Source organism: Rhodobacter capsulatus (assembly GCF_003254295.1).
GTDB classification, from domain to species: Bacteria; Pseudomonadota; Alphaproteobacteria; order Rhodobacterales; family Rhodobacteraceae; genus Rhodobacter; species Rhodobacter capsulatus.
Genome location: NZ_QKZO01000013.1, coordinates 21,443 through 46,450, shown reverse-complemented (window position 1 = coordinate 46,450; position 25,008 = coordinate 21,443). Strand labels below are relative to the sequence as shown.

The 25,008-nt window shown below is 66.3% G+C and carries 27 protein-coding genes; 9 read left to right on the top strand and 18 right to left on the bottom strand.

The window, feature by feature from the left end:
- Positions 1-145: 145 nt before the first annotated feature.
- From LY44_RS15985 to fabA, 5 genes are all read right to left on the bottom strand, one after another.
- Positions 146-2,014 (bottom strand): calcium-binding protein, encoded by a 1,869-nt coding sequence (locus tag LY44_RS15985; RefSeq protein ID WP_055209024.1) that lies wholly within the window; start codon positions 2,012-2,014, stop codon positions 146-148.
- 65 nt (positions 2,015-2,079) lie between these two features.
- Positions 2,080-2,958, bottom strand: coding sequence for an alpha/beta fold hydrolase (locus LY44_RS15980; RefSeq protein ID WP_055209025.1), 879 nt, complete (start codon positions 2,956-2,958; stop codon positions 2,080-2,082).
- 53 nt (positions 2,959-3,011) lie between these two features.
- On the bottom strand, positions 3,012-3,800 hold the full coding sequence (locus LY44_RS15975; RefSeq protein WP_055209026.1) for an enoyl-ACP reductase FabI: 789 nt from the start codon (positions 3,798-3,800) through the stop codon (positions 3,012-3,014).
- Between the two features lie 6 nt (positions 3,801-3,806).
- The gene (gene fabB, locus LY44_RS15970) at positions 3,807-5,036 is read right to left on the bottom strand and encodes a beta-ketoacyl-ACP synthase I (protein WP_055209027.1); all 1,230 of its coding nucleotides are present in this window, start codon (positions 5,034-5,036) and stop codon (positions 3,807-3,809) included.
- Positions 5,037-5,059: 23 nt separating this feature from the next.
- Positions 5,060-5,569, bottom strand: a complete 510-nt coding sequence (gene fabA, locus LY44_RS15965) for a bifunctional 3-hydroxydecanoyl-ACP dehydratase/trans-2-decenoyl-ACP isomerase (protein WP_055209028.1) — start codon at positions 5,567-5,569, stop codon at positions 5,060-5,062.
- A 154-nt stretch (positions 5,570-5,723) separates the two neighbouring features.
- Between fabA and irrA the strand changes: the two genes are divergently transcribed.
- Positions 5,724-6,140 (top strand): iron response transcriptional regulator IrrA, encoded by a 417-nt coding sequence (gene irrA / locus LY44_RS15960; protein WP_055209029.1) that lies wholly within the window; start codon positions 5,724-5,726, stop codon positions 6,138-6,140.
- A 201-nt stretch (positions 6,141-6,341) separates the two neighbouring features.
- On the opposite strand, the gene efp is transcribed toward irrA, so the two are convergent.
- Complete coding sequence (efp, locus tag LY44_RS15955; RefSeq protein ID WP_055209030.1) at positions 6,342-6,911, bottom strand: elongation factor P; 570 nt, start codon at positions 6,909-6,911, stop codon at positions 6,342-6,344.
- 98 nt (positions 6,912-7,009) lie between these two features.
- Between efp and epmA the strand changes: the two genes are divergently transcribed.
- Positions 7,010-8,059: an EF-P lysine aminoacylase EpmA gene (epmA, locus tag LY44_RS15950; protein ID WP_055209031.1), complete on the top strand. Its 1,050-nt coding sequence runs from the start codon at positions 7,010-7,012 to the stop codon at positions 8,057-8,059.
- Here the strand turns inward: epmA and LY44_RS15945 are convergent.
- From LY44_RS15945 to LY44_RS15930, 4 genes are all read right to left on the bottom strand, one after another.
- A complete protein-coding gene (locus tag LY44_RS15945; RefSeq protein ID WP_023914887.1) occupies positions 8,047-8,415 on the bottom strand; it encodes a DUF2237 family protein in 369 nt (122 codons plus the stop codon). The two genes, epmA and LY44_RS15945, sit on opposite strands and share 13 nt — an antisense overlap.
- A gap of 12 nt (positions 8,416-8,427) precedes the next feature.
- Entirely contained in the window at positions 8,428-9,591 is a 1,164-nt protein-coding gene (locus tag LY44_RS15940) for a serine hydrolase domain-containing protein (protein WP_055209032.1), read from the bottom strand.
- Between the two features lie 108 nt (positions 9,592-9,699).
- A complete protein-coding gene (locus LY44_RS15935) occupies positions 9,700-10,194 on the bottom strand; it encodes a MarR family winged helix-turn-helix transcriptional regulator (RefSeq protein WP_051394428.1) in 495 nt (164 codons plus the stop codon).
- 131 nt (positions 10,195-10,325) lie between these two features.
- On the bottom strand, positions 10,326-10,598 hold the full coding sequence (locus LY44_RS15930) for a succinate dehydrogenase assembly factor 2 (protein WP_055209033.1): 273 nt from the start codon (positions 10,596-10,598) through the stop codon (positions 10,326-10,328).
- A 124-nt stretch (positions 10,599-10,722) separates the two neighbouring features.
- Here LY44_RS15930 and LY44_RS15925 point away from each other — a divergent pair, with 124 nt between their 5' ends.
- From LY44_RS15925 to LY44_RS15915, 3 genes are all read left to right on the top strand, one after another.
- Positions 10,723-11,925, top strand: a complete 1,203-nt coding sequence (locus LY44_RS15925) for a pyridoxal phosphate-dependent aminotransferase (RefSeq protein ID WP_055209034.1) — start codon at positions 10,723-10,725, stop codon at positions 11,923-11,925.
- A gap of 26 nt (positions 11,926-11,951) precedes the next feature.
- Positions 11,952-12,377, top strand: coding sequence for a hypothetical protein (locus tag LY44_RS15920; protein ID WP_055209035.1), 426 nt, complete (start codon positions 11,952-11,954; stop codon positions 12,375-12,377).
- A gap of 74 nt (positions 12,378-12,451) precedes the next feature.
- Positions 12,452-13,582, top strand: coding sequence for an NAD(P)/FAD-dependent oxidoreductase (locus LY44_RS15915; protein WP_055209036.1), 1,131 nt, complete (start codon positions 12,452-12,454; stop codon positions 13,580-13,582).
- On the opposite strand, the gene LY44_RS15910 is transcribed toward LY44_RS15915, so the two are convergent.
- From LY44_RS15910 to ppk2, 5 genes are all read right to left on the bottom strand, one after another.
- Positions 13,539-14,945, bottom strand: a complete 1,407-nt coding sequence (locus LY44_RS15910; RefSeq protein ID WP_055209037.1) for an MATE family efflux transporter — start codon at positions 14,943-14,945, stop codon at positions 13,539-13,541. The two genes, LY44_RS15915 and LY44_RS15910, sit on opposite strands and share 44 nt — an antisense overlap.
- Before the next feature lie 41 nt (positions 14,946-14,986).
- Positions 14,987-15,574: a cytochrome b/b6 domain-containing protein gene (locus LY44_RS15905; protein WP_055209038.1), complete on the bottom strand. Its 588-nt coding sequence runs from the start codon at positions 15,572-15,574 to the stop codon at positions 14,987-14,989.
- A gap of 58 nt (positions 15,575-15,632) precedes the next feature.
- Positions 15,633-16,085, bottom strand: a complete 453-nt coding sequence (locus LY44_RS15900) for a c-type cytochrome (protein WP_055209039.1) — start codon at positions 16,083-16,085, stop codon at positions 15,633-15,635.
- A 116-nt stretch (positions 16,086-16,201) separates the two neighbouring features.
- Positions 16,202-16,801, bottom strand: coding sequence for an SAM-dependent methyltransferase (locus LY44_RS15895; protein ID WP_055209040.1), 600 nt, complete (start codon positions 16,799-16,801; stop codon positions 16,202-16,204).
- A gap of 60 nt (positions 16,802-16,861) precedes the next feature.
- Positions 16,862-17,884 carry a polyphosphate kinase 2 gene (ppk2, locus tag LY44_RS15890; protein WP_055209041.1) on the bottom strand — a complete coding sequence of 341 codons (1,023 nt, stop codon included), beginning with the start codon at positions 17,882-17,884 and terminating at the stop codon, positions 16,862-16,864.
- 149 nt (positions 17,885-18,033) lie between these two features.
- On the opposite strand from ppk2, the gene LY44_RS15885 reads away from it, so the two are divergent.
- From LY44_RS15885 to LY44_RS15870, 4 genes are all read left to right on the top strand, one after another.
- The gene (locus tag LY44_RS15885; RefSeq protein WP_055209042.1) at positions 18,034-18,705 is read left to right on the top strand and encodes a glutathione S-transferase family protein; all 672 of its coding nucleotides are present in this window, start codon (positions 18,034-18,036) and stop codon (positions 18,703-18,705) included.
- 104 nt (positions 18,706-18,809) lie between these two features.
- Positions 18,810-19,865, top strand: coding sequence for a peptide chain release factor 1 (gene prfA / locus LY44_RS15880; RefSeq protein WP_055209043.1), 1,056 nt, complete (start codon positions 18,810-18,812; stop codon positions 19,863-19,865).
- Entirely contained in the window at positions 19,862-20,692 is an 831-nt protein-coding gene (gene prmC, locus LY44_RS15875; protein WP_055209044.1) for a peptide chain release factor N(5)-glutamine methyltransferase, read from the top strand. The genes prfA and prmC overlap by 4 nt, the downstream gene beginning before the upstream one ends.
- A gap of 283 nt (positions 20,693-20,975) precedes the next feature.
- Positions 20,976-21,725: a DUF4167 domain-containing protein gene (locus tag LY44_RS15870; RefSeq protein ID WP_055209045.1), complete on the top strand. Its 750-nt coding sequence runs from the start codon at positions 20,976-20,978 to the stop codon at positions 21,723-21,725.
- A 57-nt stretch (positions 21,726-21,782) separates the two neighbouring features.
- On the opposite strand, the gene rsmA is transcribed toward LY44_RS15870, so the two are convergent.
- The 3 genes from rsmA to LY44_RS15855 all read right to left on the bottom strand — a co-directional run bounded on the left by rsmA (position 21,783) and on the right by LY44_RS15855 (position 24,970).
- On the bottom strand, positions 21,783-22,625 hold the full coding sequence (gene rsmA, locus LY44_RS15865) for a 16S rRNA (adenine(1518)-N(6)/adenine(1519)-N(6))-dimethyltransferase RsmA (protein WP_055209046.1): 843 nt from the start codon (positions 22,623-22,625) through the stop codon (positions 21,783-21,785).
- 69 nt (positions 22,626-22,694) lie between these two features.
- Positions 22,695-23,705, bottom strand: a complete 1,011-nt coding sequence (pdxA, locus tag LY44_RS15860) for a 4-hydroxythreonine-4-phosphate dehydrogenase PdxA (protein ID WP_055209047.1) — start codon at positions 23,703-23,705, stop codon at positions 22,695-22,697.
- Positions 23,702-24,970: a peptidylprolyl isomerase gene (locus LY44_RS15855; RefSeq protein ID WP_160320017.1), complete on the bottom strand. Its 1,269-nt coding sequence runs from the start codon at positions 24,968-24,970 to the stop codon at positions 23,702-23,704. The genes pdxA and LY44_RS15855 overlap by 4 nt, the downstream gene beginning before the upstream one ends.
- Positions 24,971-25,008: the final 38 nt, after the last annotated feature.

Below are 25,008 nucleotides of genomic sequence, written 5' to 3'. Positions count from 1 at the left end.
ATTTGGCCGCAGGTGTTCCATCGGATGCAGCATAAGTCAAACGCTAATGACAATTGCAAAGCCGTCAGGGCGCCGCTGCGACGAAGCGCCCCGCGGGGCCTAGGCCCGCCCCGCGGGGACGGACCCGGGGTCTTCCGGACCGGGGTCAGATCACCAGGAAATCCTCTGCCGTCAGGATCGAGCCGGTGACGAAGGCGACCAGCACCCGGGCGCCCGCGCCGGTGCCGTCGGCGTCGTAATAAAGCCGCGCCGTCGCGGTATCGAACAGGATCCGGTCGCCCGCATCCATCGCCCGGCCGCCCTCGTTCGCGACAAAGGCGCTGTCGGCCAGCGCCCCGCGCGCCAGCGTGGTGAAGATCGCATCGTCAAGCCGGATCTGATCGTAACCGGCATAGAAATCGGTGATCAGATCGACATTGGTCACCCCAAGCGCGGTGTTGAAGACGATCACGTCGCTGCCCAGCCCGGTGGTGATCACGTCATTGCCCAGACCGCCCGCCAGCACATTGTCGGCCTCGTTGCCGATGATCCGGTTGTTCAGCGCATTGCCGGTGGCGTTGATCGTGTAGGTGCCGGTCAGGGTGACATTCTCGACGAAGCGGACCCCGGCATAGGCATCCAGGTTGATCGTCACCGAACTGCTGACATGATCGCGCCCGCCCGCATCGGCGGTGCCGCTCGGGGTCACGGTCTCGAAGATGCGGTCGCCGCTCTCGTCGACGATGTAGCTGTCGTTGCCCGCCCCGCCCAGCATCCGGTCGGCGCCGGTGCCGCCATCCAGCGTGTCATGACCCTCGCCGCCCTGCAAGGCGTCGGTCCCCGCCATGCCGCGCAGAAGGTCATTGCCAAGCCCGCCCGCCAGCAGGTTCGCCGCCGCATTGCCGGTCACCCGGTTGGCCAGCGCATTGCCGCTGCCCGCCAGAACCGTGCCGTCCAGCACCAGGTTTTCCAGATTGGCGCCCAGCGTATGGCCGGAATAGGTGGCGATCACCGTCTCGGTGCCGCCCCCCGCGGCTTCGGTGATCCGGTCGCCCGCCCGGTCGACGACATAGACATCATTCCCGGCGCCGCCGCGCAGATCATCGGCGCCCAGACCGCCGTCGATCCGGTTCGCCCCCGCGGTGCCGAGGATCGTATCCGCCCCCGCGCCGCCGATCGCATTCTCGACGCCCACCAGCCGGTCGGTGCCGACATAGGCCGCATTCACCGCGCGGCCCGCCAGAAGATCGATGACGATCCCCGAGGCCGCGGTGACGGCGCGGTAATCGGCCGTGTCCGAGCCCGCGCCGCCCAGCAGCAGATCATTGGACACATCCATCGCCCCGGCGCGCAGCACATCGTCGCCGGTGCCGCCGGACAGCGTGTCCCGCCCCGCCGCGCCGTTCAGCGTGTCATTGCCCTCGCCCCCTGAAAGACTGTCATTGCCCGCAAGGCCCAGGATCTCGTCGTTCAGGGCCCCGCCCGTCAGCGTATCGGCCAGGTTCGTGCCGCGGATCACGTTGTCGATGTCAAAGCCGCCCCAGTCGATCGCGGCGCCGGTCGGGTAAAGCGCGGGGCTGGGCGCGCCCCAGGACAGGTAATTGCCCGCCCAGGCGGCCATCGCCGCGGCCGAGGTGAAATCGGGCAGCGCCACCCCGCCAAGATAGACGAAGATCTCGTCGAAACCGATCATCTGCGGCGTGCCGCCGACATCCACCACGACATGGCGGCTGATGTGCAGCACATCGGTGAAGGTGCCGTCATCGTAATGCACGCGCCGGATCGCGACCATGTGCCCCTGACCCAGCGCCTCGTTCACCGGCCCAAGGCTGGTCAGCACATAGGACATGCTGGAATCGGCGAATTGCATCGGGTCGGTCATGCCACTGCCCGACAGGATGAAGGTGTTCTGCCCGTCGGGAACCCGCAGAGTGACGGTGCTGTGCTGCAGGGTGTTCACCTGCTCGGACCAGTCCGTCGGATCGGGAAAGCGGCGTGTCAGAATCCAAGAATCGAAACGATAAGAAAGCGTCATGGTGTCCTCCCGTACCAGAGCGGGGGAATTGCCTCACGAAAGCGTGAGCCGCGCCATGACCGGCATCAACTTTGGTTCGAATTGGGGGCATCCGGCGCATATGCCGCAGCCGCTTTGGCGCAGCCGGGCAGCTGCGCGATCCAGGCGCGGATCAGCGCGACCGCCTCGGGCTCATCCAGGAAGGGAATATGCGGACGGCCCGGAACTTCGGCGAAAAGCAGGTCGGGGCGGCGGCGGCGCATCTCGGCCACGGTTTCGGGGCTCAGAAGGTCGGAATTCGCCCCCCGGATCAGCGCCACGGGCAGACCGGCGCAGGCGTCGAACAAGGGCCAGGTCTCGAAGACGCCCGCGTCAAAGGCGTGGAGGAAGGCGTCGCGCAACTCCGGATCGTAGTTGATCTTCACGCCTTGCGGCGTTTCGATATTGTGCCGTTCGGTCTCTTCCAGCCAGCGGCTGGCGGGGACGTTTTCATAGCCGACCATCGCGGCGGGCAGCTTCTCGACCAACTCGGCAAAGCTCTTCGTCCCCGGATTGCGGCCGACGACGTCGAAGATGCGCTCCAGCCCCGCGCGCTCGATCACCGGGCCGATGTCGTTCAGGCACAGCCCGGTCAGACGATCCTTCGCCACCGCCGCCAGATACATCCCGATCATCCCGCCGCGCGAGGTGCCAAGGATGGCAGCCCTTTCCACGCCCAGATGGTCGAGCAGCTGCAGCGCATCCGCCGCCTCGCGCAGGACGGTATAGGTCGCGCCGCCGGTCCATTGGCTGTCGCCGCGGCCGCGGTAATCCATGCGGATCAGACGGCAGGGCGGCAGATGGGCCGCCAGATAGTCGAAATCGCGCCCGGTGCGGGTCAGCCCGGCCAGCGCCAGAACGACAGGCCCCTGCCCCTCGTCGGCGAAAGCGATCTTCGCGCCATCATCTGCGGTGAAAAACGCCATCCTACCCTCCAAAGCAAAGGGCGCCCGAAGGCGCCCCGTGTCACAGTCCATCCTCAGATGTTCTCGGGCTGCGGCATGCCCAGCACATGATAGCCGCAATCGACCATCACCACATCCCCCGTCGTGCAGGCGCCGTAATCGGAACACAGGAACACCGCCGAGCCGCCCACCGCTTCCAGCGTCGCATTCTGGCGCATCGGGCTGTTGGCTTCCGTGTGGCGGAAGGTCTTGCGCGCCCCGCCGATGGCCGCGCCCGCCAGCGTCTTCATCGGGCCGGGCGAGATCGCATTCACCCGGATCCCCTGCGGGCCAAGGTCATTGGCCAGATAGCGCACGGCGCTTTCCAACGCCGCCTTGGCCACGCCCATCACGTTGTAAAACGGCGTCACCCGGTTCGAGCCGCCATAAGTGAGCGTGATCAGCGCGCCGCCGTCCGGCATCAGCTCCGACGCGCGGCGGGCGATGTCGATGAAGCTGAAGCAGGAAATGGCCAGGCTGTTCTTGAAATTCTCGCGCGTGGTGTGGATGAACCGCCCCGCCAGCTCGTTCTTGTCGGAATAGGCGATGGCATGGATGACGAAATCGATCGTGCCCCATTCGTCTTTCAGCCGGGCAAAGGCGGCATCAAGCGAGGCATCGTCGTTCACGTCGACATCGACCAGAAGCGTCGATCCGACCGAGGCCGCCAGCGGCTCGACCCGCTTGCCGAAAGCCTCGCCCTGATAGGAAAAGGCCAGTTCCGCCCCCTCGGCCGCTAAGGCCGAGGCGATGCCCCAGGCGATCGAGCGTTCATTGGCCACGCCCATGACGAGGCCGCGTTTTCCCTTCATCAACTCAGCCATCGTTCCTCAACCCTTGTAGGCGCTCATCACCAGCGTGGCATTGGTGCCGCCAAAGCCGAAGCTGTTCGACAGAACCGAGTCGAATTCGACGTTTTCGACCAGCTTGGTGGCGATTTCCTCGGGCTTGATCGCCGGGTCCAGCTCGGTGATGTTGGCCGATCCGGTGATGAATTTGCCCTGCATCATCAGAAGGCAATAGATCGCCTCGTGCACGCCGGTCGCGCCGAGGCTGTGCCCGGTCAGCGATTTGGTGGAGGAGATCGGCGGCACATTGCCCTCGCCGAACACCCGCCGCACGGCCTCGACCTCGGTCACGTCGCCCGCGACCGTCGAGGTGCCATGCGCGTTGATATAGGTGATCTGGCGGCCTTCGGGCAGGGTATCAAGCGCGAGCCGCATCGAGCGTTCGCCGCCCTCGCCCGACGGCGCCACCATGTCATAGCCGTCCGAGGTCGCGCCGTAGCCGGTGATTTCGGCATAGATCTTCGCGCCGCGGGCCTTCGCGTGTTCGAGTTCCTCCAGAACCAGAACGCCGCCGCCGCCCGCAATCACGAAACCGTCGCGGGTCAGATCGAAGGCGCGGGCCGCGGTGGTCGGCGTGTCGTTGTATTTCGACGACATCGCGCCCATCGCGTCGAAGAGGCAGGAAAGCGTCCAGTCCAGCTCCTCGCCGCCGCCGGCAAAGACGATGTCCTGCTTGCCCATCTGGATCAGCTCGGCGGCGTTGCCGATGCAATGCGCCGAGGTCGAGCAGGCCGAGGTGATCGAATAGTTCACGCCCTTGATCTTGAAGGGCGTCGCCAGACAGGCCGAGTTCGTCGAGGACATGCAGCGCGTCACCATGAACGGCCCCATGCGCTTGGGCGAGCCCTTTTGCAGCACGGTCTGATGCGCCTCGAAGAAGTTCGAGGTCGAGGGCCCGCCCGAGCCCATGATCAGCCCGGTGCGCGGGTTCGAGACGTCGCTGTCCTCAAGCCCCGAATCGCGGATCGCCTGTTCCATCGACAGGAAGTTGTAGGCGGCGCCGCGGCCCATGAAGCGCAGGTTGCGCTTGTCGATATGGTCTTCCAGCACGATCTGCGGGGCGCCATGGATCTGGCTGCGGAACCCGCGCTCGGCATATTCGGGGGCAAAGACGATGCCCGAGCGACCGGCCCGCAGGCTGGCCGAAACCTCTTCGGCATTGTTGCCGATGGGGCTGACGATGCCCAGCCCGGTGATGACGACGCGCCGCATGGGGGCCTCCTGTCCTTCTTCGATCAGCTCTCCGAGAGAGCCACTTTCATGTCCTTGACCACATAGATCACTTCGCCATCGGCCTCGACGATGCCGTCGGCCACGCCCATGGTCAGACGCCGGGTCTGCAGGGCCTTGGTGAAATCGACCTTGTAGGTCAGCATCTTGCGGTCGGGGCGGACCATGCCGGTCAGCTTGACCTCGCCCACGCCCAGCGCATAGCCCCGTCCCTGCCAGCCGCGCCAGCCGAGGTTGAAGCCGGTGAGCTGCCACAGCCCGTCCAGGCCAAGGCAGCCCGGCATGATCGGATTGCCCGGGAAGTGGCAGTCAAAGAACCACAGATCCGGCGTGATGTCGAATTCGGCCACCACATGGCCCTTGCCATGCAGCCCACCGTCTTCCGAAATCTCGGTGATGCGGTCCATCATCAGCATCGGCGGCGCTGGAAGCTGGGCATTGCCCGGCCCGAACAGCTCGCCTCGCGCACATTTGAGCAGATCTTCCTTGCCGAAGCTTGTCGGATAGAGTGACATCGGCGTTTCCCCCCAAGGTCTTGTCCCCCTTCCTCTAGCACCGCCCCGCCCGAAGGTGCAAGACCCGCCCCCCGCCCCGGGGGTGCGTCAGAATCCCGTTGAATACGAAGCCGGTTCAACTTATAATAGTTACAGGAAAAAAGGGTTTTCGATCATGAAGACGATGGCTCAGGAACGTGGACTGCGCTGGCTCGCCGCGGGCGGGCTTCGGCCGACCCGGCAGCGGATGTCCTTGGCGTCGCTTCTGGTCGGCGACGGGACGAACCGGCATGTGACCGCCGAGGGGCTTTATGCCGCCGCCCGCGACGCCGGGGAAAAGGTCTCGCTCGCCACGGTCTACAACACGCTGCGCGCCTTTTGCGAGGCGGGGATCATGCATGAAATCACCGTCGATGCCGGGCGCAGCTATTTCGACACCCGGATGGACGACCACCCGCATTTCTTCTGGGAAGGCGAGAACCGGATCTCCGACGCCCCGGTCGAGGAGCTTGAACTCGTCCGCGTGCCGAAGGCCCCCGAAGGGACCGAGGTCAGCCGCGTCGATGTGGTGATCCGGCTGAAAAAGATCTGATCCGGGACGAAACGCCGCGAGCAAGGCCGGGACAAGCTCCCGGCTTTTTTCTTTGCCGCCAACGCCCCCCTTCATCTTGCTTCAAATACCTTGGGGGTCCGGGGGCGAAGCCCCCGGCGGGTCGCCGCGCATCGCGCGGCGAAATCCGCAAACCAAAAGGCACCCCGCAGGGTGCCTGATGCTGACGACCGTGCGAGCGGATCACTCCTTGGAACGTTCCACATAGGAGGTGTCGGCGGTGTTGATGATGATCTTCGTGCCCACACCGATATGCGGCGGCACCATCACGCGGATGCCGCCGGTGCACATCGCGGGCTTGTAGGAGGAGGACGCGGTCTGCCCCTTCACCACCGGCTCGGTCTCTTCGACCTCGACGGTGACCTTTTGCGGCAGCTCGATCGACAGCGCCACGCCTTCATGCGTCAGCATCCAGACCCGGATGCCGTCGCGCAGGTGGACTTTCGCATCGCCCACCACATCTTCCGACACGGTGATCTGGTCGTAGGTCTCGGGGTTCATGAAGTGGAAGCCCTCGCCATCCTCGTAAAGGAAGTCGAATTCGTTCTCGTCGACATGCGCCTTTTCCACGCTGTCCACGGTGCGCCAGCGTTCCGACACCTTCACCCCGTCCGAAATCCGGCGCATCTCGACCTGCGTCACCGAGTTGCCCTTGCCCGGGTGGATGTTTTCGGCGGTCAGCACGATGTAAAGCACACCGTCCATGTCGACGACGTTGCCCTTGCGCAGCGAAGAGGCGATGACTTTGGCCATTTGAGGTTCCTTGAATGGGGTCTAAGACAGGCTCTGGCGCCCGGATGGCGAAGCGCCTAAACCATCGCGAGCCGTATTTCCAGCAAAAAGCCCCGAAAATGAGCCAAACGCCCTGGTGGAGCCCCTCTCGTCACGCCGATCGCCGCCCGGCGCTGCTGGCGCGTGCCCGCATTCAGGCCGCTTTGCGCGGCTGGCTCACCGATCACGCCTTCCTCGAGGTCGATCCGGTGGCGCTGCAAGTGAGCCCCGGCAACGAGGCGCATCTGCATGGCTTTGCCACCACCGCCATCGGCAATGATGGCGCGGGCGTGCCGATGTATCTGCACACCTCGCCCGAATTCGCGATGAAAAAACTGCTGGCGGCGGGCGAAACCCGGATCGCCGCCTTTGCCCATGTCTGGCGCAACCGGGAACGCGGGGCCCTGCATTCGCCCGAATTCACCATGCTGGAATGGTATCGCGTGGGCGAGGATTACACCGTGCTGATGCAGGACTGCGCCGATTTCCTGCGTCTGGCCGCCGAAGCGGCGGGCAGCGCCGTGCTGCGCTACAGGGGGCATGAGTGCGACCCCTTTGCCGTGCCCGAGCGGCTTTCGGTCGCCGAGGCCTTCCAGCGTCACGCGGGCATCGACCTTCTGGCCACCTGCGGGGCGGACGGGTCGACCGATGCCGCGGGGCTGCGCGCCCAGGCCCGGGCGGCGGGGATCAAGGTCGGCGACGCGGATACCTGGTCGCTGATGCTCTCCAAGGTGCTGGTGGAAAAGGTCGAGCCGCATCTGGGCCATGGCCGGGCGACGATTCTGGATCGTTATCCGGTGGCCGAGGCCGCGCTGGCCCGCCCCGCCCCCGATGATGGCCGCGTCGCCGAACGGTTCGAGCTTTACGCCTGCGGGGTGGAGCTGGCGAATGGCTTTGGCGAATTGACGAACGCGGCCGAACAGCGGCTGCGGTTTCAGGCCGAGATGGACGAGAAAGCCCGCATCTACGGCGAGCGCTACCCGATCGACGAGGATTTTCTGGCGGCGCTCGCTCAAATGCCCGCGGCCAGCGGCATTGCGATGGGCTTTGACCGGCTGGTCATGCTCGCCACCTCGGCGCCGCGGATCGATGACGTGATCTGGACGCCGGTCAGCGATCAGATCGCGTAAAGCCGCAAGACCTCGAGCGGCACCAGCTCCAGCGTGCGGCGATGCGTGGCCTCCAGCCGGATCTCGGGGGCGCAGCCCTCCTCATGCGCCTGCAGGAAGCGGCTGGCGCAGAGGCACCAGCGATCGCCGGGCTTCAGCCCGGCAAAATCATGCTCGGGCCGCGGCGTGGACAGATCGTTGCCGACATAGGCCGACCAGGCCAGAAATTCCGCCGTCATCACCGCGCAGACCGAATGAAGCCCGCGATCCTCCCAGCAGGTGTTGCAATGGCCGTCGCGAAAAAAGCCGGTCTTCGGCGCCATCGAACAGGCCTCCAGCGGCCCGCCCAGCACATTGACCGAAGGTTCCATTTCCATGTGACACCCCTTTCAGGGGCCAGCCTGCGCCAGTTGCCGGAACATCGCAAGGTTTTCATCGGTCACGCCGTCCGCGGCAAAACCCAGATCGGCGGCATTGACCGCAATGACCACGTTCCGGGCGGGGTTGATATAGATGAACTGCCCGTAGATGCCCTGCGCCATGTAGTCGTTGCCGAAATCGGCATTGTCCCTGGGCACCCACCATTGATAGCCGTAGCCCGCCCCGTCCGCCGCCTGATGCGCGGTCGAGGCCGCAACCCAATCGGCGGGCACGATCTGGCGGCCGTTCCAGAAACCGCCTTGCAGGAACATCTGCCCGATGCGCGCATAATCGCGCGTGCGCAAGTTCAGCCCGCCCAGAACGAAACCCGTGCCCTCGCCATCGGTCAGCATCACCGGGCTCGCCTCCAGCGCCATCGGCTGAATGATCCGCTCCGCCATCAGATCGACCGGATCGCGCCCGGTCGCCCCCTTGATCACCATGCCCAGAACATGCGTGTCGACCGAGACGTAATGCATGTGGCTGCCCGGCTCCGTCGCCCGGGTCTTGAGGGACGCCGCAAAGCCGTCCATCGAGCCGCCCAGCGCCAGCACCCGGCCCATCCGGTTGATGTCGCTTGAAAACTTCATGTAATCTTCGTCGAAATGCACGCCAGAGGTCATCGTCAGCACATCGCGGATGCTGACACCGTCATAGGCCGAGCCCTTCAGCTGCGGCACGAAATCCACCACCTGCGCGTCCAGATCGGGGATGGCGCCCTCGGCCACCAGCGTCCCGAACAGCGCCGAGAGCACCGATTTCGCCATCGACCAGCTGATCCGCAGATCCTCGGGCCCGGTGCCCTTGTAGTAGTTTTCATAGGTGATCCGGCCATCGCGCAGGATGACAAGCGCGGTGACCGCGCGGCGGCTGATCCAGGCCTCGGCCTCGGGGGAGAGCGTTTCCGGCACGCCCATCGGCAGCGCCGAGACCGGCCCGGGGCCGCGGTCGAGCACGCGGGCGTGAAAGAGCCGGTCCATCTGCGAGAAATTCTCGACGATCCGCCCCTCGTCGAACAGCATCTGCACCGCCATCAGCCGGGCGATGTCATCGCGTTTCACCAGGGCCGCGCCCGCGCCCAGCACAAGCAGAACCAGAAGAACGCGCCAGAAGATGCGCAGAAAACGCCGCATGATCCCCTCCCAAGCTCCGGCGCCTGGCGCCTGACGAACCCGCAAAGGAAAGCACGCCGCCTGCCCCGGGGGCAAGCGGCGCCATGCAGCCTGTCGCTGCGTCAGTCCCTAGTAGATGTAGCGGATCTGATCCGACCAGTAGCGCTCCATCCGGCGCAGGGTGCGGTTCATCTCGTCCATCGCATCGAGCGTGATCACGTTGCGCGCATCCATGCCCTTGGCATGGCGTTCAAAAAGCGCCGTGACCCGCTCGCGCAGATCGACGCCCTTCGCGGTCAGCTTCACCCGCACCGAACGACGGTCGATCTCGCAGCGCTGGTGATGCATGTAGCCGCATTCCACCAGCTTCTTCAGATTGTAGCTGACATTCGAGCCCTGATAGTAGCCGCGCGTCTTCAGCTCGCCCGCCGTGACCTCGTTCTCGCCGATGTTGAACAGCAAAAGCGCCTGCACCGGGTTGATTTCCAAAATCCCCAGCCGTTCGAATTCGTCCTTGATCACGTCCAAAAGCAGACGATGCAGACGTTCGACCAGAGACAGACTGTCCAGATAGCAGGACATGATACCGGGAGAGGCGCCTTCTTCCGTTCCGGGCGCTTTCATCGGGGTTTGAAATGACATTCGGTTCTCCGCCAGCCTCGCTTCCTGAGACCACCTTGGCGGCAAAACCCGAAAATACGGTTAAACCCAGACGAAGTTTCGGAAATTCGTCACAATTTCTGCAAGATAGCGCCTCAGCCCCGCGCCAGCTTGCCCTGCATGAAGGCGCCGATTTCCGCAAACAAATCAACATATTGTGGCGGACAGGGCAGCGCCCCCGAAAACCAGGGGTACAGATCCTGGTCATTTTCTTCCAGAAGCGTATCGAACAGATCGAGCTGCGCGGTATCGAATCCTTCAAGCTTCGCATCGGCATAGGGCCCCAGAATCAGGTCCATCTCGCGGATGCCGCGGCGCCAGCTGCGCATCTTCATCCGCTTGATCCGGGCTTCGTGCGTTTCGCTCATGATCCACCTTCCTTGCCGTGCGTGTCCCTGCCTTGCACCCGCCAACCCCGCCCGTCAACTGCGTTTTCCTTGAACGCCCGCGCCCGCGCGCGTAAGGAGGGGCGACCCAGAACAGGAGCCCGCCATGGCCTTTTTGTCCGATACGCTTGCGCGCGTGAAACCCTCGCCCACCATCGCGGTGACCAACAAGGCGCGCGAGCTGGCCGAGGCCGGGCGCGACGTGATCGGCCTTGGCGCGGGCGAGCCCGATTTCGACACCCCCGCCCATATCAAGGCCGCCGCCATCGCCGCGATCGAGGCGGGGCGCACGAAATACACTGCCGTCGATGGCATTCCCGAGCTGAAGAAAGCGATCTGCGCCAAGTTCGCGCGCGAAAACGGGCTGTCTTACAAGCCGAGCCAGATCACCGTCGCCTCGGGCGGCAAGCAGGTGCTTTACAATGCGCTCGTCGCCACGCTGAACCCGGGCGACGAGGTGATCATCCCCGCGCCCTATTGGGTCAGCTATCCGGACATGGTTCTGCTGGCGGGCGGCACCCCGGTCTTTGTCGAGGGGCGGATGGAGACGGGCTACAAGATCAGCGCCGAAGCGCTGGAAGCTGCGATCACGCCGAAAACGAAATGGGTGATCTTCAACTCGCCCTCGAACCCCTCGGGCGCGGCCTATACGCGCGATGAGCTCAAGGCGCTGACCGATGTGCTGCTGCGTCACCCCCATGTCTGGGTGATGTCGGATGACATGTACGAACATCTGGTGTTCGGGGGCTTCACCTTCACCACCCCCGCGCAGGTCGAGCCGGGGCTTTACGACCGCACCCTGACCTGCAACGGCGTCTCGAAAGCCTATGCGATGACGGGCTGGCGGATCGGCTATGCGGGCGGGCCCGAGGCGCTGATCAAGGCGATGGCCAAGGTGCAGTCGCAATCGACCTCGAACCCCTGCTCGATCAGCCAATATGCCGCCGTCGCCGCGCTGAACGGGCCGCAGGATTACATCACCGAAAGCCGCGTCGCGTTCGAGCGTCGCCGCGATCTGGTGGTGGCGGCGCTGAACACCTGCCCCGGCATCAATTGCCCCACGCCCGAGGGGGCGTTCTACGTCTATCCCTCGATCGCCGGGCTGATCGGCAAGACCTCGGCGGCGGGCACGGTCATCACCGATGACGAGGCCTTTGCCACGGCGCTGCTTGAGGAAACCGGGGTCGCCGTCGTCTTCGGCGCGGCCTTCGGCCTTTCGCCCGCGTTCCGCATCAGCTACGCTACCTCGGACGCGGCGCTGGTCGATGCCTGCGCGCGGATCAAGTCCTTCTGCGAGGGGCTAAAGTAAGGCCAGACCGGCCCGGGGAGTGTGCGATGGCCGGGGATTTGCCCGAGTATTATTTTCGCATCCGCGACAATGGCGCGGCGGTGTTTCGGGTCGATACCGAGAACCGCCAGCGCCGGATCGAGATGGAGCAGATCGCCGTCGTCAACGTCAGGAACGGCGAGATCAAGGCGCAGGGCGACCGCAAGCTGACGCCCGATGACCTGCGCGAGATCGAGGCCTGGATGGCGAAACGCATCGCCACCCTGGCCGCGCGCGATGTCGATGACATCCTGCGCACCGTCGATCATCTGAACCTGACGACGCACTGGGTGCAGGCGAAGGCGACCGAGGCGCAGCTCGACGAGGTCACCGATCCGCTGTTGCTGGCGATGCATGATCTGCGCACGGTTCTGGTGCGCAAGAAGGCCGAGCGGATGATGAAGGCCGGACCCGAGGCTGACACGGACACGTGACCCGGTTTTGCTTGCTTTGGCGGGCGGGGCTGGGCTAGCCTTACATTCAGACAATAGAATGTAAGGAAGCCCCCATGACCCATATCGTCATCCTCGGCTCGGGCTTTGCGGCGCTGACGGCGGTGCGCGCGCTGCGCAAGCGCGGCGTAAAGGCGGAGATCACCCTGATCTCGCCGCGGGACAGCCTGCATTATCTGCCCTCGGCGATCTGGATCCCCTCGGGTCTGCGCGAAATCGAAGAGCTGCAGATCCCGCTGGCCCCGTTCCTCGCCCGCCACAAGGTGCGCTTCCTGCAGACCGCGGTCACCACGCTGGATGCGGGCGCCCGCAGCGTTACCACCCTCGACGGGCAGGTGATTTCGGGCGATCACCTGATCATCGCCACCGGGGCGCGGTTCCTGCGCAAGCTGCCCGGCATCGAACATGCGCTGATCCCCTGCGAGGGGCTCGCGCCGGCGCAGGCGATTTCCGAGCGGTTTCATGCGCTTGAGGGCGGCACCATCGCCATCGGCATGGCCACGAACCCCAGCGAGCCCGGCGCGATCCGCGGCGGGCCGATGTTCGAATACATGTTCATCCTTGACACGCTGCTGCGCCAGCAGATGCGCCGCGACCGGTTCAAGCTGGTGTTCTTCTCGCCCTCGGACCGGCCCGGGCAGCGGCTGGGCGAAAAGGCGGTCGACGGCATTCTGGCCGAGATGAAAGGGCGCGGCATCGAAACGCATCTGGGCCACAAGATGGTGCGGATCGAGCCCGACAAGGTGGTGACCGAGGCGGGCGAAATCGCCGCCGATCTGATCCTGTTCCAGCCCGGCATGACCGGGCTTTCCTGGTTCGAGGACACCGATCTGCCGCTCTCGCCGGGCAAGATGATCCTGGCGGATGCGCTGTGCCGGGTGACGGGCAAGCCGGGCGTCTGGGTGGCGGGCGATGCCGGGTCCTTCCCGGGGCCGGACTGGCTGCCGAAACAGGCGCATCAGGCCGATCTGCAGGCGCAGGCGATCGCCGCCAACATCGCCGCGATCGAAAAGGGCCTGGACCCGGCAACGCCGTTCCTGCCCGAGCTCATCTGCATCATGGACAGTCTGGACAGCGGCATGCTGGTGTTCCGCCGCGGCAAGATCAACCTGACCCTGCCCGCGCTGAAACCGCTGCACTGGCTCAAGCGGCTTTACGAACGTCACTATCTGCGGGCGTTCCGCTGAGCCAGGGGCCGCGCCAGAACCGCACCATCAGGGTAACACCGACGCAGGCCAGCCCGATGACAAGGCCCAGCCAGAGCCCCACCCCGCCCAGATCGAAGCGGAAGGCGAGGATGTAGCTGGCGGGCACCCCCACCAGCCAATAGCTGATCGTGGCGATCACCATCGGCACCCGGGTATCATGCACGCCGCGCAACAGGCCCAGCGCCATCACCTGCGCCGCGTCGAAAAGCTGGAACAGCCCCGCCACCGCCAGCAGATGCGCGCCAAAGACCAGAATCTCGGCCGCCTCGGGCTTCGTGCGGTCCACAAACAGCCCGACCAGCGTTTCCGGCATCGCCAGAAAGACCGCGATCGTCAGACCGGCAAAGACCATCGACATCAGCACCGCCGCCTTGGCGCCCGCGCGCAGCCGCGCGGGATCGGCGGCGCCATAAGCATGGCCCGCCCGCACGGTGGCCGCATTCGACAGCCCCATGTGGATCATGAAGGTCAGCGAGGCGAGTTCGAGCGCGATCCCATGCGCCGCCAGCTGCACCGTGCCCAGCCACCCCATCATCAGCGCCGAGGCCTGAAACAGCCCGGCTTCCGACAGATGCGTCAGACCGGCGGGCAGGCCCAGACGGACGACGGCCCGCATCGCCTCCCAATCCGGGCGCCAGAACCGGGTGAAAAGCTGGATCTGCCGCAGCTTCGGATGCCACGCGGCATAAGCCGCCAGCAGCAGCGCCGAAGTCGCCTGCACCAGCACCGACGAGAGCGCCGCGCCCTGCACCCCCATCTCGGGCGCGCCGAAATTGCCGAAGACAAAGGCCCAGTTGCCGAAGATGTTGACGCCCACGCCCAGAATGGTGATCCACATCACCACCTGCGCGCGATGTTGCGCCCCCAGATAGGCGCGCAGCACCGCCACCACCAGCGCGGGCACCAGACCGAAAGCGGCGATATTCAGGAACTGGGCCGCCAGCGCGGTCAGATGCGGGTCCTGTCCCAGCGCGCGCAGAATCGGCGTTGCGGCGAAAAGCACCGGCATCGCGACCAGCCCGTAGCCGATCGAGACCCAAAGCCCCATCCGCGTGTCGCGGCGCAGCTGCGTGGCATTGCCCGCGCCAAGGGCCGCGGAGATCCGCCCCATCAGCGCATAGGAAAAGCCCGAGCCCAGGATGAACAGGAAAAAGAAGAACGACGAACCAAGCACGACAGCGGCCAGTTCGGCCACCCCGTACCAGCCCAGCATGATCGTATCGGTGACGTGAAGCGCCATCTGGGCAACGTTGGAGCCGATCATCGGCAGGCCCAGAACCAGAGTGGCGCGGATATTGGCGGCAAGGCCGGATTGCCCTGCGGGAGAATGTACCTGTGTCATGCCCGCAGGTTAGCGCGGAACCCTGCCGCCGTCCATATGGCTCAATCGGGCCGACGCCCGGTGATCATCGGGGTGATCAGGTCTTCGCGCTTCCAGAGCCGGTAGAAGAAGATCGCCGCCACATGCAGCCCGACCAGCGCCAGAATGAGCGGCGCAAAGGTCTTGTGCCAGCTCAGCACCAGCTTGTTCACATCTTCCGAGACATAGTCCGAAAGCGGCCCCATGTTCACGTAATCATCGGTGCCGACGAACAGCCCGGTCAGCACCTGCAGGCCCAAAAGCACGAGCATCGCCACCACCGCCCAGCCGCCCAGCGGGTTGTGGCCCGGCGCATGGCTCGGCTGGCGCTTCGGCAGCGTCAGCAGATAGCGCAGGACCGGCCCCGGCCCGGTGACGAAATTCGCAAACCGCGCCGTGCGCGGGCCGACAAAGCCCCACAGGATGCGGATCAGCAGCAAGCCGCCCACCGCATAACCCAGCCAGAAATGCAACGTCATGATATCCGGGCCGAATTCGCCCAGAATCCAGGCCCCCACGACGCAGATCATCAGCGTCCAGTGAAACACCCGCACCAGCGGATCCCAGATCATCGGGCGGCTTCTCGCGGGGGCATCGGTCATGTCGGTCATCGGGCAACACCTTCAACGGAAAGGAAAAGGGGGCGGGGTTTCCCCCGCCCCGGGCAGATCAGTCTTCTTCGCGGTAGTCGTCGTGGCAGGCCTTGCAGGTGCCGCCAAGCTTTTGCAGCGCCGCGCCGAAGGCGGCGCCGTCACCGGCATTGGCCGCCGCGATCACTTCGGTGCCGGCGTCATGCATGGCTTTGCCCTTGGCGCCGAAATCGTCCATGTTGGCCCAGATCGCCGCCTTGGCTTCGGTCTGGCCGGGCAGATCGGTGCTCGAGGTGCCCGCCGGGAACAGCGGCGCCACATCGGTCGCCAGGATCTTTTCCAGCACCGCGGCTTCGGCCTTGGCGGCCTCGGCGTCGAACGACTTGGCCACGCCCGTCATCGCCTTCATCGATTTGCCGAGCGATTTGAAATAGGCCTCGCGGGCCTCCAGAACCTCTTTGGTATCCGCGGCATAGGCGGCAGAGCCCAGAACAAGGGCGGCCACCGGAAGAGCGAGAAGGATTTTGTGCATGCGTCATCTCCTGAAAGGGTTGGGGTCAGTGCATCGAGCTTACTAAACGCACGACAAGCACGGTTCCGTCTATGCCACGGGCAATAAATTGTCTGTGACGAGGTCACAGGGCGCCATCATCTTGCAGGTTTGACCGCAACAAGGTCGATCAGCGCCGCCTTGCCGCTGTGCCCGGCGCCCTCGGCAAGCCGCGCGTCGTAATCGGCCTGATGCCGGATCGCCCAGCCCGGAAAGGCCGCGCGCAGCAGATCGAGCGTCCAGAGTTGCGCGGCATCCTTTGGCCCGCCCGAGGCATTGGCCAGCTGCCGCACTGAAAAACCGTGCAAGAACAACAGCCCCCCGGGTTTGAGCGCCTGCGCCATGCCGCGAAACATCGCGCCGCGCAGCGCGGGCGGGGCGAATTGGATGAAGACGCCGAAGACCGCGTCATAGGCCGCCACCGGCCAGATGAACCGCGCCAGATCGGCCCGTTCGGTGGTCAGGCTCACCCCGCGCGCCGCGGCCAGCTTCTGCGCTTTCGCCAGCGCCGGGGCCGAGCCGTCCAGCGCATGCACGCACAGCCCCTGTGCGGCCAGCCAGACCGCATTGCGCCCCTCGCCCTCGGCGACCGAGAGCACCTGCGCCCCCTGCGGCAGCCGCCAGGCCTGCGCCGCGACAAAATCCGCCGGTTCGGTGCCGTAGAAATAGCCCTCGCCCGAAAACCGTTCGTCCCACATGGCCCATCCCCCGTTGCCCCGCGCCAAGATGGGCCGGGGCCGGGGGTCACGCAAGGGACTTCACGGTTTCGCCCGTGTCGCAGGGCCGCGCCGCTGCGGGTGTTGCGCGCTGGCCAGAATATGCGCCGCGCCATGCACGACATGGCTGGCATGGCCGACGATCAGCGGATCGGGGGGCGTGACGATCGCCGGATCCTTGTCGGGATAGTCGAGCGAGGCGAGGAAATGCTTCATGCAATTCAGCCGCGCCCGCTTCTTGTCATTCGACTTGATGATCACCCAGGGCGCATCGGCGGTGTCGGTGTAAAAGAACATCGCCTCCTTCGCCTCGGTGTAATCGTCCCATTTGTCGAGCGAGGCCATGTCGATCGGCGAGAGCTTCCAGCGCTTGAGCGGATCGGTGGCGCGTTCGGTGAAGCGCCGCCGCTGCTCCTCGCGCGAGACGGAAAACCAGTATTTGTAAAGCCGGATGCCGGAGCGCACCAGCATCCGCTCGAATTCGGGCGCCTGGCGCATGAATTCCAGATATTCGGTGGGCGTGCAAAAGCCCATCACCCGCTCGACGCCCGCGCGGTTGTACCAGCTGCGGTCGTAAAACACCATTTCCCCGGCGGTGGGCAGCCAGCGCACATAGCGCTGGAAATACCACTGCCCGCGTTCCTCGTCCGAGGGTTTGTTCAGCGCCACCACCCGGGCAAAGCGCGGGTTCAGATGTTCGGTATAGCGCTTGATCGTGCCGCCCTTGCCCGCGGCATCGCGGCCCTCGAACAGGATGACGAATTTCTGCCCTGTCTCCTGCGCCCAGCGCTGCACCTTCAGCAATTCGGCCTGCAACAACGCCTTTTCCCGTTCGTAAGCCACACGGCCAAGGCGGTGCGGATAGGGATATTTGCCGCTCTCGAAAGTCTTGCGGACGGTGACGGCCTCCAGCGTCGGAAATTCCTGCGGCCCGGTCAGCGCGGCACTTTCGCCCGCGGCAGGTTCGGGCGCGGCTTCGGGCGCAGGCCCGACCGGGGAAACCCCCTCGGCCTGCGGCGGTTCGGCAACGGGCTGTTGCCCCCCCAAGGTGACATGATCCTCCATCCGCGGCCCTCCCTGCTGATCGCCCGAGCGTGGCAGACAAAGGTGAAAATCGCCTTGATACGTGTCAAGAAACCGTCATTTTGCGGTTGCATTTTCCGCCTTCCCTCTGCGCCGATCCCGGCGCAGCATGGGGCAAACAGGAGGGAGCGATGATCACACTTTACGGCATGTACCGCTCACGCGCGACGCGCAACATCTGGGCGGCGACGGAACTGGGGCTGGACTGGCAGCTCAAGCCCGTCATCCAGGCCTATCGGCTGGAAGCCCGGGGGGTCGACCCCACCCACCCCGAGGCGCCCTTCAACACCCGCTCGCCGGAATTCCTCAAGCTCTCGCCCGCGGGGGCGATCCCGGTGATGGAGGATGCGGGGCTGGTGCTCTCGGAATCGCTCGCGATCAATCTTTACATGGCGCAAAAGGCGGGCGGGCCGCTCGCGCCGAAAGACCTGCGCGAGGAGGCGCAGATGCTGCAATGGGCGCTTTACGGCGCCACCGCGATCGAGGGCCCGGCGCTCGACATTTCCTTCGCCTATGCGCGGGGCGAGGCCGCGACCGAAACCGGCGAGGCGAAGATCGCCGCCGCGACTGCGCAGCTGCATCGCCCGTTCAAGGCGCTCGAAACCCATCTGGCGGCGCATAGCCACATCGTCGGCGGGCGCTTCACCGTGGCCGACATCAACATGGCCGAGATCGTCCGCTATGCCCAGGCCCACACCGGGCTGATGGCGCAATTCCCGCGGCTCTCCGGCTGGCTTGATCTGTGCCAAAGCCGCCCCGCCTTCCGCGACCTGATGGAGAAACGCGCCGCCGAACCGGCATGAGCAAGCCCGCGCGCTGCTTTTTCTTGGGGAAAATACGCCGGGGGCGCGGGGGCAGCGCCCCCGCCCACCCTTGACCCAGAGCCCGGTCTCGGTCAGATGAACCCATGGTTCCGCTCGACAAACTTGCCCAGATCACCGCGCGTTTCGAGTTTCTCGAAGCGAAGCTGAACACGGCCCTGCCCCCCGCGGAGATCGCGACGCTCTCGCGCGAATACAGCGACCTGCGCCCAGTCGTCACCGAAATCGCCGCCTATCGCCAGTCGCTCGACGATCTGACCGAGGCCGAGGGCTGGCTTGCCGACCCCGAGATGAAGGCCTTGGCCGAGGAAGAACTGCCGCGGTTGAAAGCCCGCATCCCGGTGATGGAACAGGCGCTGCGGCTGGCGCTTTTGCCGAAAGACGCGGCCGATGCCCGCCCGGCAATCCTCGAGATCCGCCCCGGAACGGGGGGCGAGGAAGCGGCGCTTTTCGCCCATGACCTGTGGCGGATGTATGAACGCCACGCCGAAAAGATGGGCTGGCGCTTTGAACGGCTCGAATTCACCGCGACCGAGCTTGGCGGCGTCAAGGAAGCCATGGCCCGGATCGAGGGCGAAGGCGTCTTTGCCCGGCTGAAATACGAATCCGGCGTGCACCGGGTGCAGCGCGTGCCCGAAACCGAGGCCGGCGGACGCATCCACACCTCGGCCGCCACCGTGGCCGTGCTGCCCGAGGCCGAAGAGGTCGACATCGACATCCCCGCCGCCGACATCCGCATCGACACGATGCGGTCTTCGGGCGCGGGCGGGCAGCACGTCAACACCACCGATTCCGCGGTCCGCATCACCCATTTGCCCACCGGCATCATCGTGACCTCGTCGGAAAAAAGCCAGCACCAGAACCGCGCCAATGCGATGGCGGTCCTGCGCGCCCGGCTTTACGAGATCGAACGCGAGCGTCTGGCGACGGAACGCGCCGAGAACCGGCGGTCTCAGGTCGGCTCGGGCGATCGCTCGGAACGCATCCGCACCTACAACTTCCCGCAGGGCCGGATGACCGATCACCGCATCAACCTGACCCTTTACGCCCTGCCGCAGATCCTGGCGGGCGATCTGGGCGAGGTGATCGATGCGCTCGTCGCCCATGATCAGGCGGCCAAACTGGCGGAGATGGACGAATGAAGGCACAGATCGCGCTGATGTTGGGCACGCGCCAGCTCGAAGGCGCCGGGATCCGGGGGGCGGCCACCGATGCCCGCCGCCTGCTCGCCCATGTGATGGAGGTGCCGCCGGAGCGGCTTTACCTGTCGATCCATTCCGAGCTTTCGGAAGACCGCCACAAGCAGTTTCTCAAATGCCTCGCCGCCCGCGAGGCGCGTCAGCCGGTGGCGCAGATCACCGGGCACCGCGCGTTCTGGAAGCACGAATTCCGGGTCACGCGCGCGACGCTCGATCCGCGGCCGGAAACCGAATTGCTGGTCGAAGTGGCGCTTGAAACCGGCTTCGAGCGGGTTCTGGATCTGGGCACCGGCACCGGCTGCATCCTGCTCAGCCTGCTGTCCGAACGCCCCGCGGCCGAGGGCGTCGCCACCGACATTTCCGAAGCCGCGCTGGCCGTGGCGCAGGAAAACGCCGAGCGGCTCAGCCTGCACGAACGCGCCCGTTTCGTGCAGGGCGACTGGTTTCACGGCGTCGAGGGGCGGTTTGATCTGATCGTCTCGAACCCGCCCTATATCACCGAGGCCGAGATGGCCGAGCTTGCCCCCGATGTGCGCGACTGGGAACCCCGCGCCGCGCTGACGCCGGGCGGCGACGGGCTGGGCGCCTATCGCACCATCGCGTTCGGCGCCTTTGCCCGGCTCAGGCCCGGCGGGCGGATCGCGCTGGAGATCGGCCCGACCCAGGCGGCGGCGGTTTCGGCGATGCTCGCGGCGCAGGGTTTCGCGGCGGTGGAGGTCCGGCAGGATCTGGGCCGCCGGGATCGCGTGGTGCTGGCGCATCGGCCCTGAACGGCGGCCCTGAGCCGCGCGAAACGCGGTTTTCCGGTCGCAATCGACAGATTTTCGCGATCTTTTCCCGCGCCGCGCCTGATTCCGTCTTGCACCACTGCCCCCGAAGTGTTTAGTGCAATCGCGTGAGGGGATGGTTTTCGTCCTCCCCCCGGTCAGCTTCCTTCCAGGGTCGGTTCCGTGAGCAGGCGATGCCTGCGGGTTTCGAACCCCGGTCAGACGGGCGCCCAAATCCGGTCCGGCCCAGACCTTCCACCCGCAAGGGTCCAACAGACGCAGGCTCATGAGATCCTCCAAGTCCCGTTCGCGCAACAAGTCGAACCGCCAGCGCAGCATCGGCAACATCATCAACCGGGTCTTCGACAGCTCCGGCCCCGAGGGCAAGGTGCGCGGGACGCCGCAGCAGATCATCGAGAAATACCTGGCGCTGGCGCGCGACGCGCAGCTGGGCAATGACCGCGTGGCGGAGCAGAACTTCCTGCAACATGCGGAGCATTACACCCGCCTGCTCGGCGAGGCGCAGCGCGAACTGGCCCGCGAACAGGAAGAGCGCAACCGCAATTACCAGCAAAACGGCAATCAGACCGGCGGCAATGCGCAACAGGGCGGCCAGAACGGCAACGGAAACGGCAATTTCCGGGACCGGCCCGAGCGTGAACCGCGCGAGCCGCAGCCTGAACCCGTCCGCTTCGAGGAGGCGCCGCAGCCCCGCTACGAAGGCGCGCCGGTGCTGATGCCCGATTTCTTCGCCGCCGCCGAAGACGATGGCCCGGGCCTCGTCGAAACGCCGGAAACGCGCCAGGCCGCGCCGCCGCGGGCCGAAAAACGCAGCCCCGCGCCGCGTCCGGTCGAAGCGGCCCCCGCCGCCCCGGCCGATACCGACACCGCCGCGGCGCCCGAAACCGCCCCGGCTCCGGCAAAATCCGACGCCGCGCCGAAGCCGCGCAGCCGCGCCCCGCGCAAGCCGCGCACGGATAAGCCCAAGGCCGACCGGCCCGCCGAGGCCCCGCCCGAAGGCTCTGCCGCCGAATGAAAAAACCGCGCCTTCGGGCGCGGTTTTCGTTTCAGCAAGTCGGGTCCGCCAGCCGGGTCAGCCCGCCGCCACCAGCCGGGCAAGATGGCAAAATTGCTCCAGGCTCACCCGCTCGGCCCGCTCGGTCGGCGGAATGCCCGCCTCCTCCAGCAGCGCCTCGATACGCGGATGCACCCCCTTCAGGCTCGAACGCAGCATCTTGCGGCGCTGGTTGAACCCGGCCGCCACCACCCGCTCCAGCACCGCCAGATCGGCCGGATAGCGCGGCGCGGGCAGCGCGGTCAGATGCACCACCGCCGAATGCACCTTGGGCGCGGGGGTAAAGGCCTCGGGCGGCAGCACCATGACGATCTTCGCCTCGGCCCGCCACTGCGCCAAAAGCGCGAGCCGCCCGTAATGATCGCTGCCGGGCTTCGCCACGATCCGCTCGGCCACCTCCTTTTGGAACATCAGCGTCAGGCTTTGCCAGAACGGCGGCCAGACCGCGGGGGTCAGCCAGCGGATCAGAAGCTCGGTGCCGACGTTATAGGGCAGGTTCGCCGCGATCCGAATGGGCGGCGTCAGATGCGCCAGAACGTCGACCGCCAAAGCATCGCCGTTGATCACCTCAAGCCGCCCGGGGTAATGCGCGGCGATCTCGGCCAGCGCGGGCAGACAGCGGCTGTCCTTTTCGACCGCCAGCACGCGCCGCGCGCCCTCGGCCAGAAGCCCCCGCGTCAGCCCGCCCGGACCCGGCCCGACCTCCAGCACGTCGCAGCCGGTCAGATCCCCCGCCGCCCGCGCGATCTTCGCGGTCAGGTTCAGATCCAGCAGAAAGTTCTGCCCCAAAGCCTTTTTCGCCACCAGCTCATGGGTCGCGATCACCTCGCGCAGGGGCGGCAGCCCGTCAATCGCAGCCAAAGCCCGTCCTTCCTTTTCATCTTGCCCAAAATACCTCGGGGGTCCGGGGGCAGAGCCCCCGGCGCGTCGTCACAAACGCGCGGCCCCCATCTTCGCCGCCATCGTCAAGGCCGCGATCAGGCTGTGCGGACTGGCCTTGCCGGTGCCCGCAATATCATAGGCCGTGCCATGATCGGGCGAGGTCCGCACGAAGGGCAGCCCCAGCGTCACATTCACCCCGCCGTCGAAATCGAGCGTCTTGATCGGGATCAGCGCCTGATCGTGATAGGCGCAGATCGCCGCGTCATAGCGCGCCCGCGCCGCCGGGTGAAACATCGTGTCGGGCGGCAAGGGCCCGGTCACCGCCAGCCCCTCGGCGCGCAGACCGGCCACCACATCGGCGATCCAGTCGATTTCCTCGCGCCCCATCGCGCCCCCCTCGCCCGCGTGCGGGTTCAGCCCCGCCACCGCAAGCCGCGGATTTTCAAGCCCGAAATCGCGCCGCAGCCCCTCGGCGGTCAGCCGCACCACCTCGCGCAGCAGCGCGGGCGTATAGGCGTCGAAGACCTCGCGCAGGGCGATGTGGATCGTCGCGGGCACGACGCGGCAGGGCGGATCGACCCGGTCCGAGGCCAGCATCATCACCACCCGCGCGCCGCCCGCCAGATGGGCGAGATATTCGGTGTGGCCCGGAAAGGCGAAACCCGCCCCGTCTTTCAGCACCTTCTTGTTGATCGGCGCCGTGGTCAGCGCCAGCCCCGCGCCGCGGCTGACCAGATCGACGCCGCGCGCGATCACGTCGATCACCGATTGCGCATTGGCCGGATCGGGTTGCCCCGGCACCGCCGCCGCCGGAAACGGATGCGGCAACACGCAAAGCGCCGCCCCCGCATGGGTCATCGCCTGATCGGGGGTCTCGATTTCCCGCACCGCCGCGCCGCGCGGCAGATGCGCCGGATCGCCCAGCCAGACAAAGGGCAGCCGCGCGCCCAGCGCCTGGCTCGCCCGCACCGCCAGTTCCGGCCCGACCCCGGAAGGATCGCCGCAGGTCAGGATCACCGGCCGGTCGCCCGCCGCCGCTTCGATCGCGCGCAGGGTCATTTCCGCACGATCACAGCTTCGGCGCGCAGTTGCGCCAGCAGCCGGTCGGCCAAAGCGCCCACCCGCGCGTTCAAAAGCTGATCCCGCGTCGCCTCGCGCGAGGGGCCGGTTTCGCCCAGCGCGGCGTTGATCGCGCGGCCGCGGTCGCACAGCATCACCAGCACGTCATTGCCGCCGCGCGCCAGAACCGTCATCTCGCCGATATCCATCCGCGGCAAAACCCGCGCGATATCGGCCGGGATCTGCCCGGCCCGCGCCGCCTCGACCCGCTCCAGCCGCTCGGCCGGCAGCTTGCCCGCCACCGAATAAAGATCGTCGCAGCGCTGCGCATCGGCCTCGGCCCTGGCGCGCCAGCCCGCCGCCTCGGGCGAGCCCGAGGCGCCCAGAAGCAGCGTCGCATAGCCCAGGGCCGCGGTTTGCGGCGTCAGCGGCGCCCCCTCGTCCAGACCGCGCAGGAAGAAGACCGACACCGAATTCGGCGTCTCGACCGGCGCCGAGGCGCGGCCGGGCCGCAGCCCCAGCACGGTTTCGCGCACTTCGGGCGGCAGCGCGGTGACCGGCATCCAGTCCAGCCGCCCGCCCTGCCCCGCGCTTTTCGCCGAGGACAGCTCTTTTGCCAGCGCGGCGAATTCCGCCTCGGTCTTCGCCGCGGCGGCCTTGCGCGCCTTGGCCATGGTCTCGGCATCGCGGCCGGGGAAATTGCGGATCACGATTTCCGAGATCAGCACTTTCGGCGGCTCGGGCTCGGCGCCCTTGGGCGCCTCATGGGCCAGCGCCCGGTCGATCTCGGCATCGGAAATCCGGACCCGGCCGCCGCCATAGGTCGCTTTGACCACCTCGCGCCAGGTCACCCCGGAGGTGACAAAATCGCGATAGGTCTGCGCCTCGACCCCGGCCCCGGCCAGCACCTTGAGGAAATCTTCGGTGCTCAGATTGGCGCGGGCGGCGAATTCCGCCATGCCGCGGGTCACCGCCTCGCGCGAGATGGAAATGCCAAGGCTCTGCGCCTTCCAGCCCTGCAGCCGGTCGTCGATCAGCGCCTCTTCCGCCATCTTGCGCACGTCGTCCTTGGCGCCCAGAAGCTCCATGAACCGGGCGCGCTGCGCGATTTCATAGCCGGTGATGGCAAGGCCGTTGACGGTGATCGCCGGGGCGAAATCGCCCGCCGATTGCGCCTGCAGCGGCGCGGCGGTGCCCAGCGCCAGCCCGGCCGTCAGAACCCATCCGAGAAGCGAGGGAAAATGCCGCATCATTCGTTCCGTCATCCGTTCGTCGTTTCCTTGCGCGGGCCGCGCGCGTCCGG

Bases quoted from the DNA above. Each gene is read 5' to 3' on its own strand.
- LY44_RS15920 (WP_055209035.1), top strand. From the start codon at position 11,952: ATGGCCGGGGATTTGCCCGAGTATTATTTTCGCATCCGCGACAATGGC.
- LY44_RS15905 (WP_055209038.1), bottom strand. From the start codon at position 15,574: ATGACCGACATGACCGATGCCCCCGCGAGAAGCCGCCCGATGATCTGG.
- LY44_RS15870 (WP_055209045.1), top strand. From the start codon at position 20,976: ATGAGATCCTCCAAGTCCCGTTCGCGCAACAAGTCGAACCGCCAGCGC.
- efp (WP_055209030.1), bottom strand. From the start codon at position 6,911: ATGGCCAAAGTCATCGCCTCTTCGCTGCGCAAGGGCAACGTCGTCGAC.
- pdxA (WP_055209047.1), bottom strand. From the start codon at position 23,705: ATGACCCTGCGCGCGATCGAAGCGGCGGCGGGCGACCGGCCGGTGATC.
- LY44_RS15855 (WP_160320017.1), bottom strand. From the start codon at position 24,970: ATGACGGAACGAATGATGCGGCATTTTCCCTCGCTTCTCGGATGGGTT.
- LY44_RS15980 (WP_055209025.1), bottom strand. From the start codon at position 2,958: ATGGCGTTTTTCACCGCAGATGATGGCGCGAAGATCGCTTTCGCCGAC.
- LY44_RS15885 (WP_055209042.1), top strand. From the start codon at position 18,034: ATGATCACACTTTACGGCATGTACCGCTCACGCGCGACGCGCAACATC.
- prfA (WP_055209043.1), top strand. From the start codon at position 18,810: ATGGTTCCGCTCGACAAACTTGCCCAGATCACCGCGCGTTTCGAGTTT.
- LY44_RS15900 (WP_055209039.1), bottom strand. From the start codon at position 16,085: ATGCACAAAATCCTTCTCGCTCTTCCGGTGGCCGCCCTTGTTCTGGGC.
- LY44_RS15930 (WP_055209033.1), bottom strand. From the start codon at position 10,598: ATGAGCGAAACGCACGAAGCCCGGATCAAGCGGATGAAGATGCGCAGC.
- fabB (WP_055209027.1), bottom strand. From the start codon at position 5,036: ATGCGGCGCGTCGTCATCACCGGGCTGGGCATCGTCAGCCCCATCGGC.
- fabA (WP_055209028.1), bottom strand. From the start codon at position 5,569: ATGTCACTCTATCCGACAAGCTTCGGCAAGGAAGATCTGCTCAAATGT.
- prmC (WP_055209044.1), top strand. From the start codon at position 19,862: ATGAAGGCACAGATCGCGCTGATGTTGGGCACGCGCCAGCTCGAAGGC.
- LY44_RS15940 (WP_055209032.1), bottom strand. From the start codon at position 9,591: ATGCGGCGTTTTCTGCGCATCTTCTGGCGCGTTCTTCTGGTTCTGCTT.
- LY44_RS15925 (WP_055209034.1), top strand. From the start codon at position 10,723: ATGGCCTTTTTGTCCGATACGCTTGCGCGCGTGAAACCCTCGCCCACC.
- LY44_RS15935 (WP_051394428.1), bottom strand. From the start codon at position 10,194: ATGAAAGCGCCCGGAACGGAAGAAGGCGCCTCTCCCGGTATCATGTCC.
- LY44_RS15975 (WP_055209026.1), bottom strand. From the start codon at position 3,800: ATGGCTGAGTTGATGAAGGGAAAACGCGGCCTCGTCATGGGCGTGGCC.
- LY44_RS15915 (WP_055209036.1), top strand. From the start codon at position 12,452: ATGACCCATATCGTCATCCTCGGCTCGGGCTTTGCGGCGCTGACGGCG.
- LY44_RS15985 (WP_055209024.1), bottom strand. From the start codon at position 2,014: ATGACGCTTTCTTATCGTTTCGATTCTTGGATTCTGACACGCCGCTTT.
- LY44_RS15945 (WP_023914887.1), bottom strand. From the start codon at position 8,415: ATGGAAATGGAACCTTCGGTCAATGTGCTGGGCGGGCCGCTGGAGGCC.
- LY44_RS15895 (WP_055209040.1), bottom strand. From the start codon at position 16,801: ATGTGGGACGAACGGTTTTCGGGCGAGGGCTATTTCTACGGCACCGAA.
- epmA (WP_055209031.1), top strand. From the start codon at position 7,010: ATGAGCCAAACGCCCTGGTGGAGCCCCTCTCGTCACGCCGATCGCCGC.
- irrA (WP_055209029.1), top strand. From the start codon at position 5,724: ATGAAGACGATGGCTCAGGAACGTGGACTGCGCTGGCTCGCCGCGGGC.
- LY44_RS15910 (WP_055209037.1), bottom strand. From the start codon at position 14,945: ATGACACAGGTACATTCTCCCGCAGGGCAATCCGGCCTTGCCGCCAAT.
- ppk2 (WP_055209041.1), bottom strand. From the start codon at position 17,884: ATGGAGGATCATGTCACCTTGGGGGGGCAACAGCCCGTTGCCGAACCG.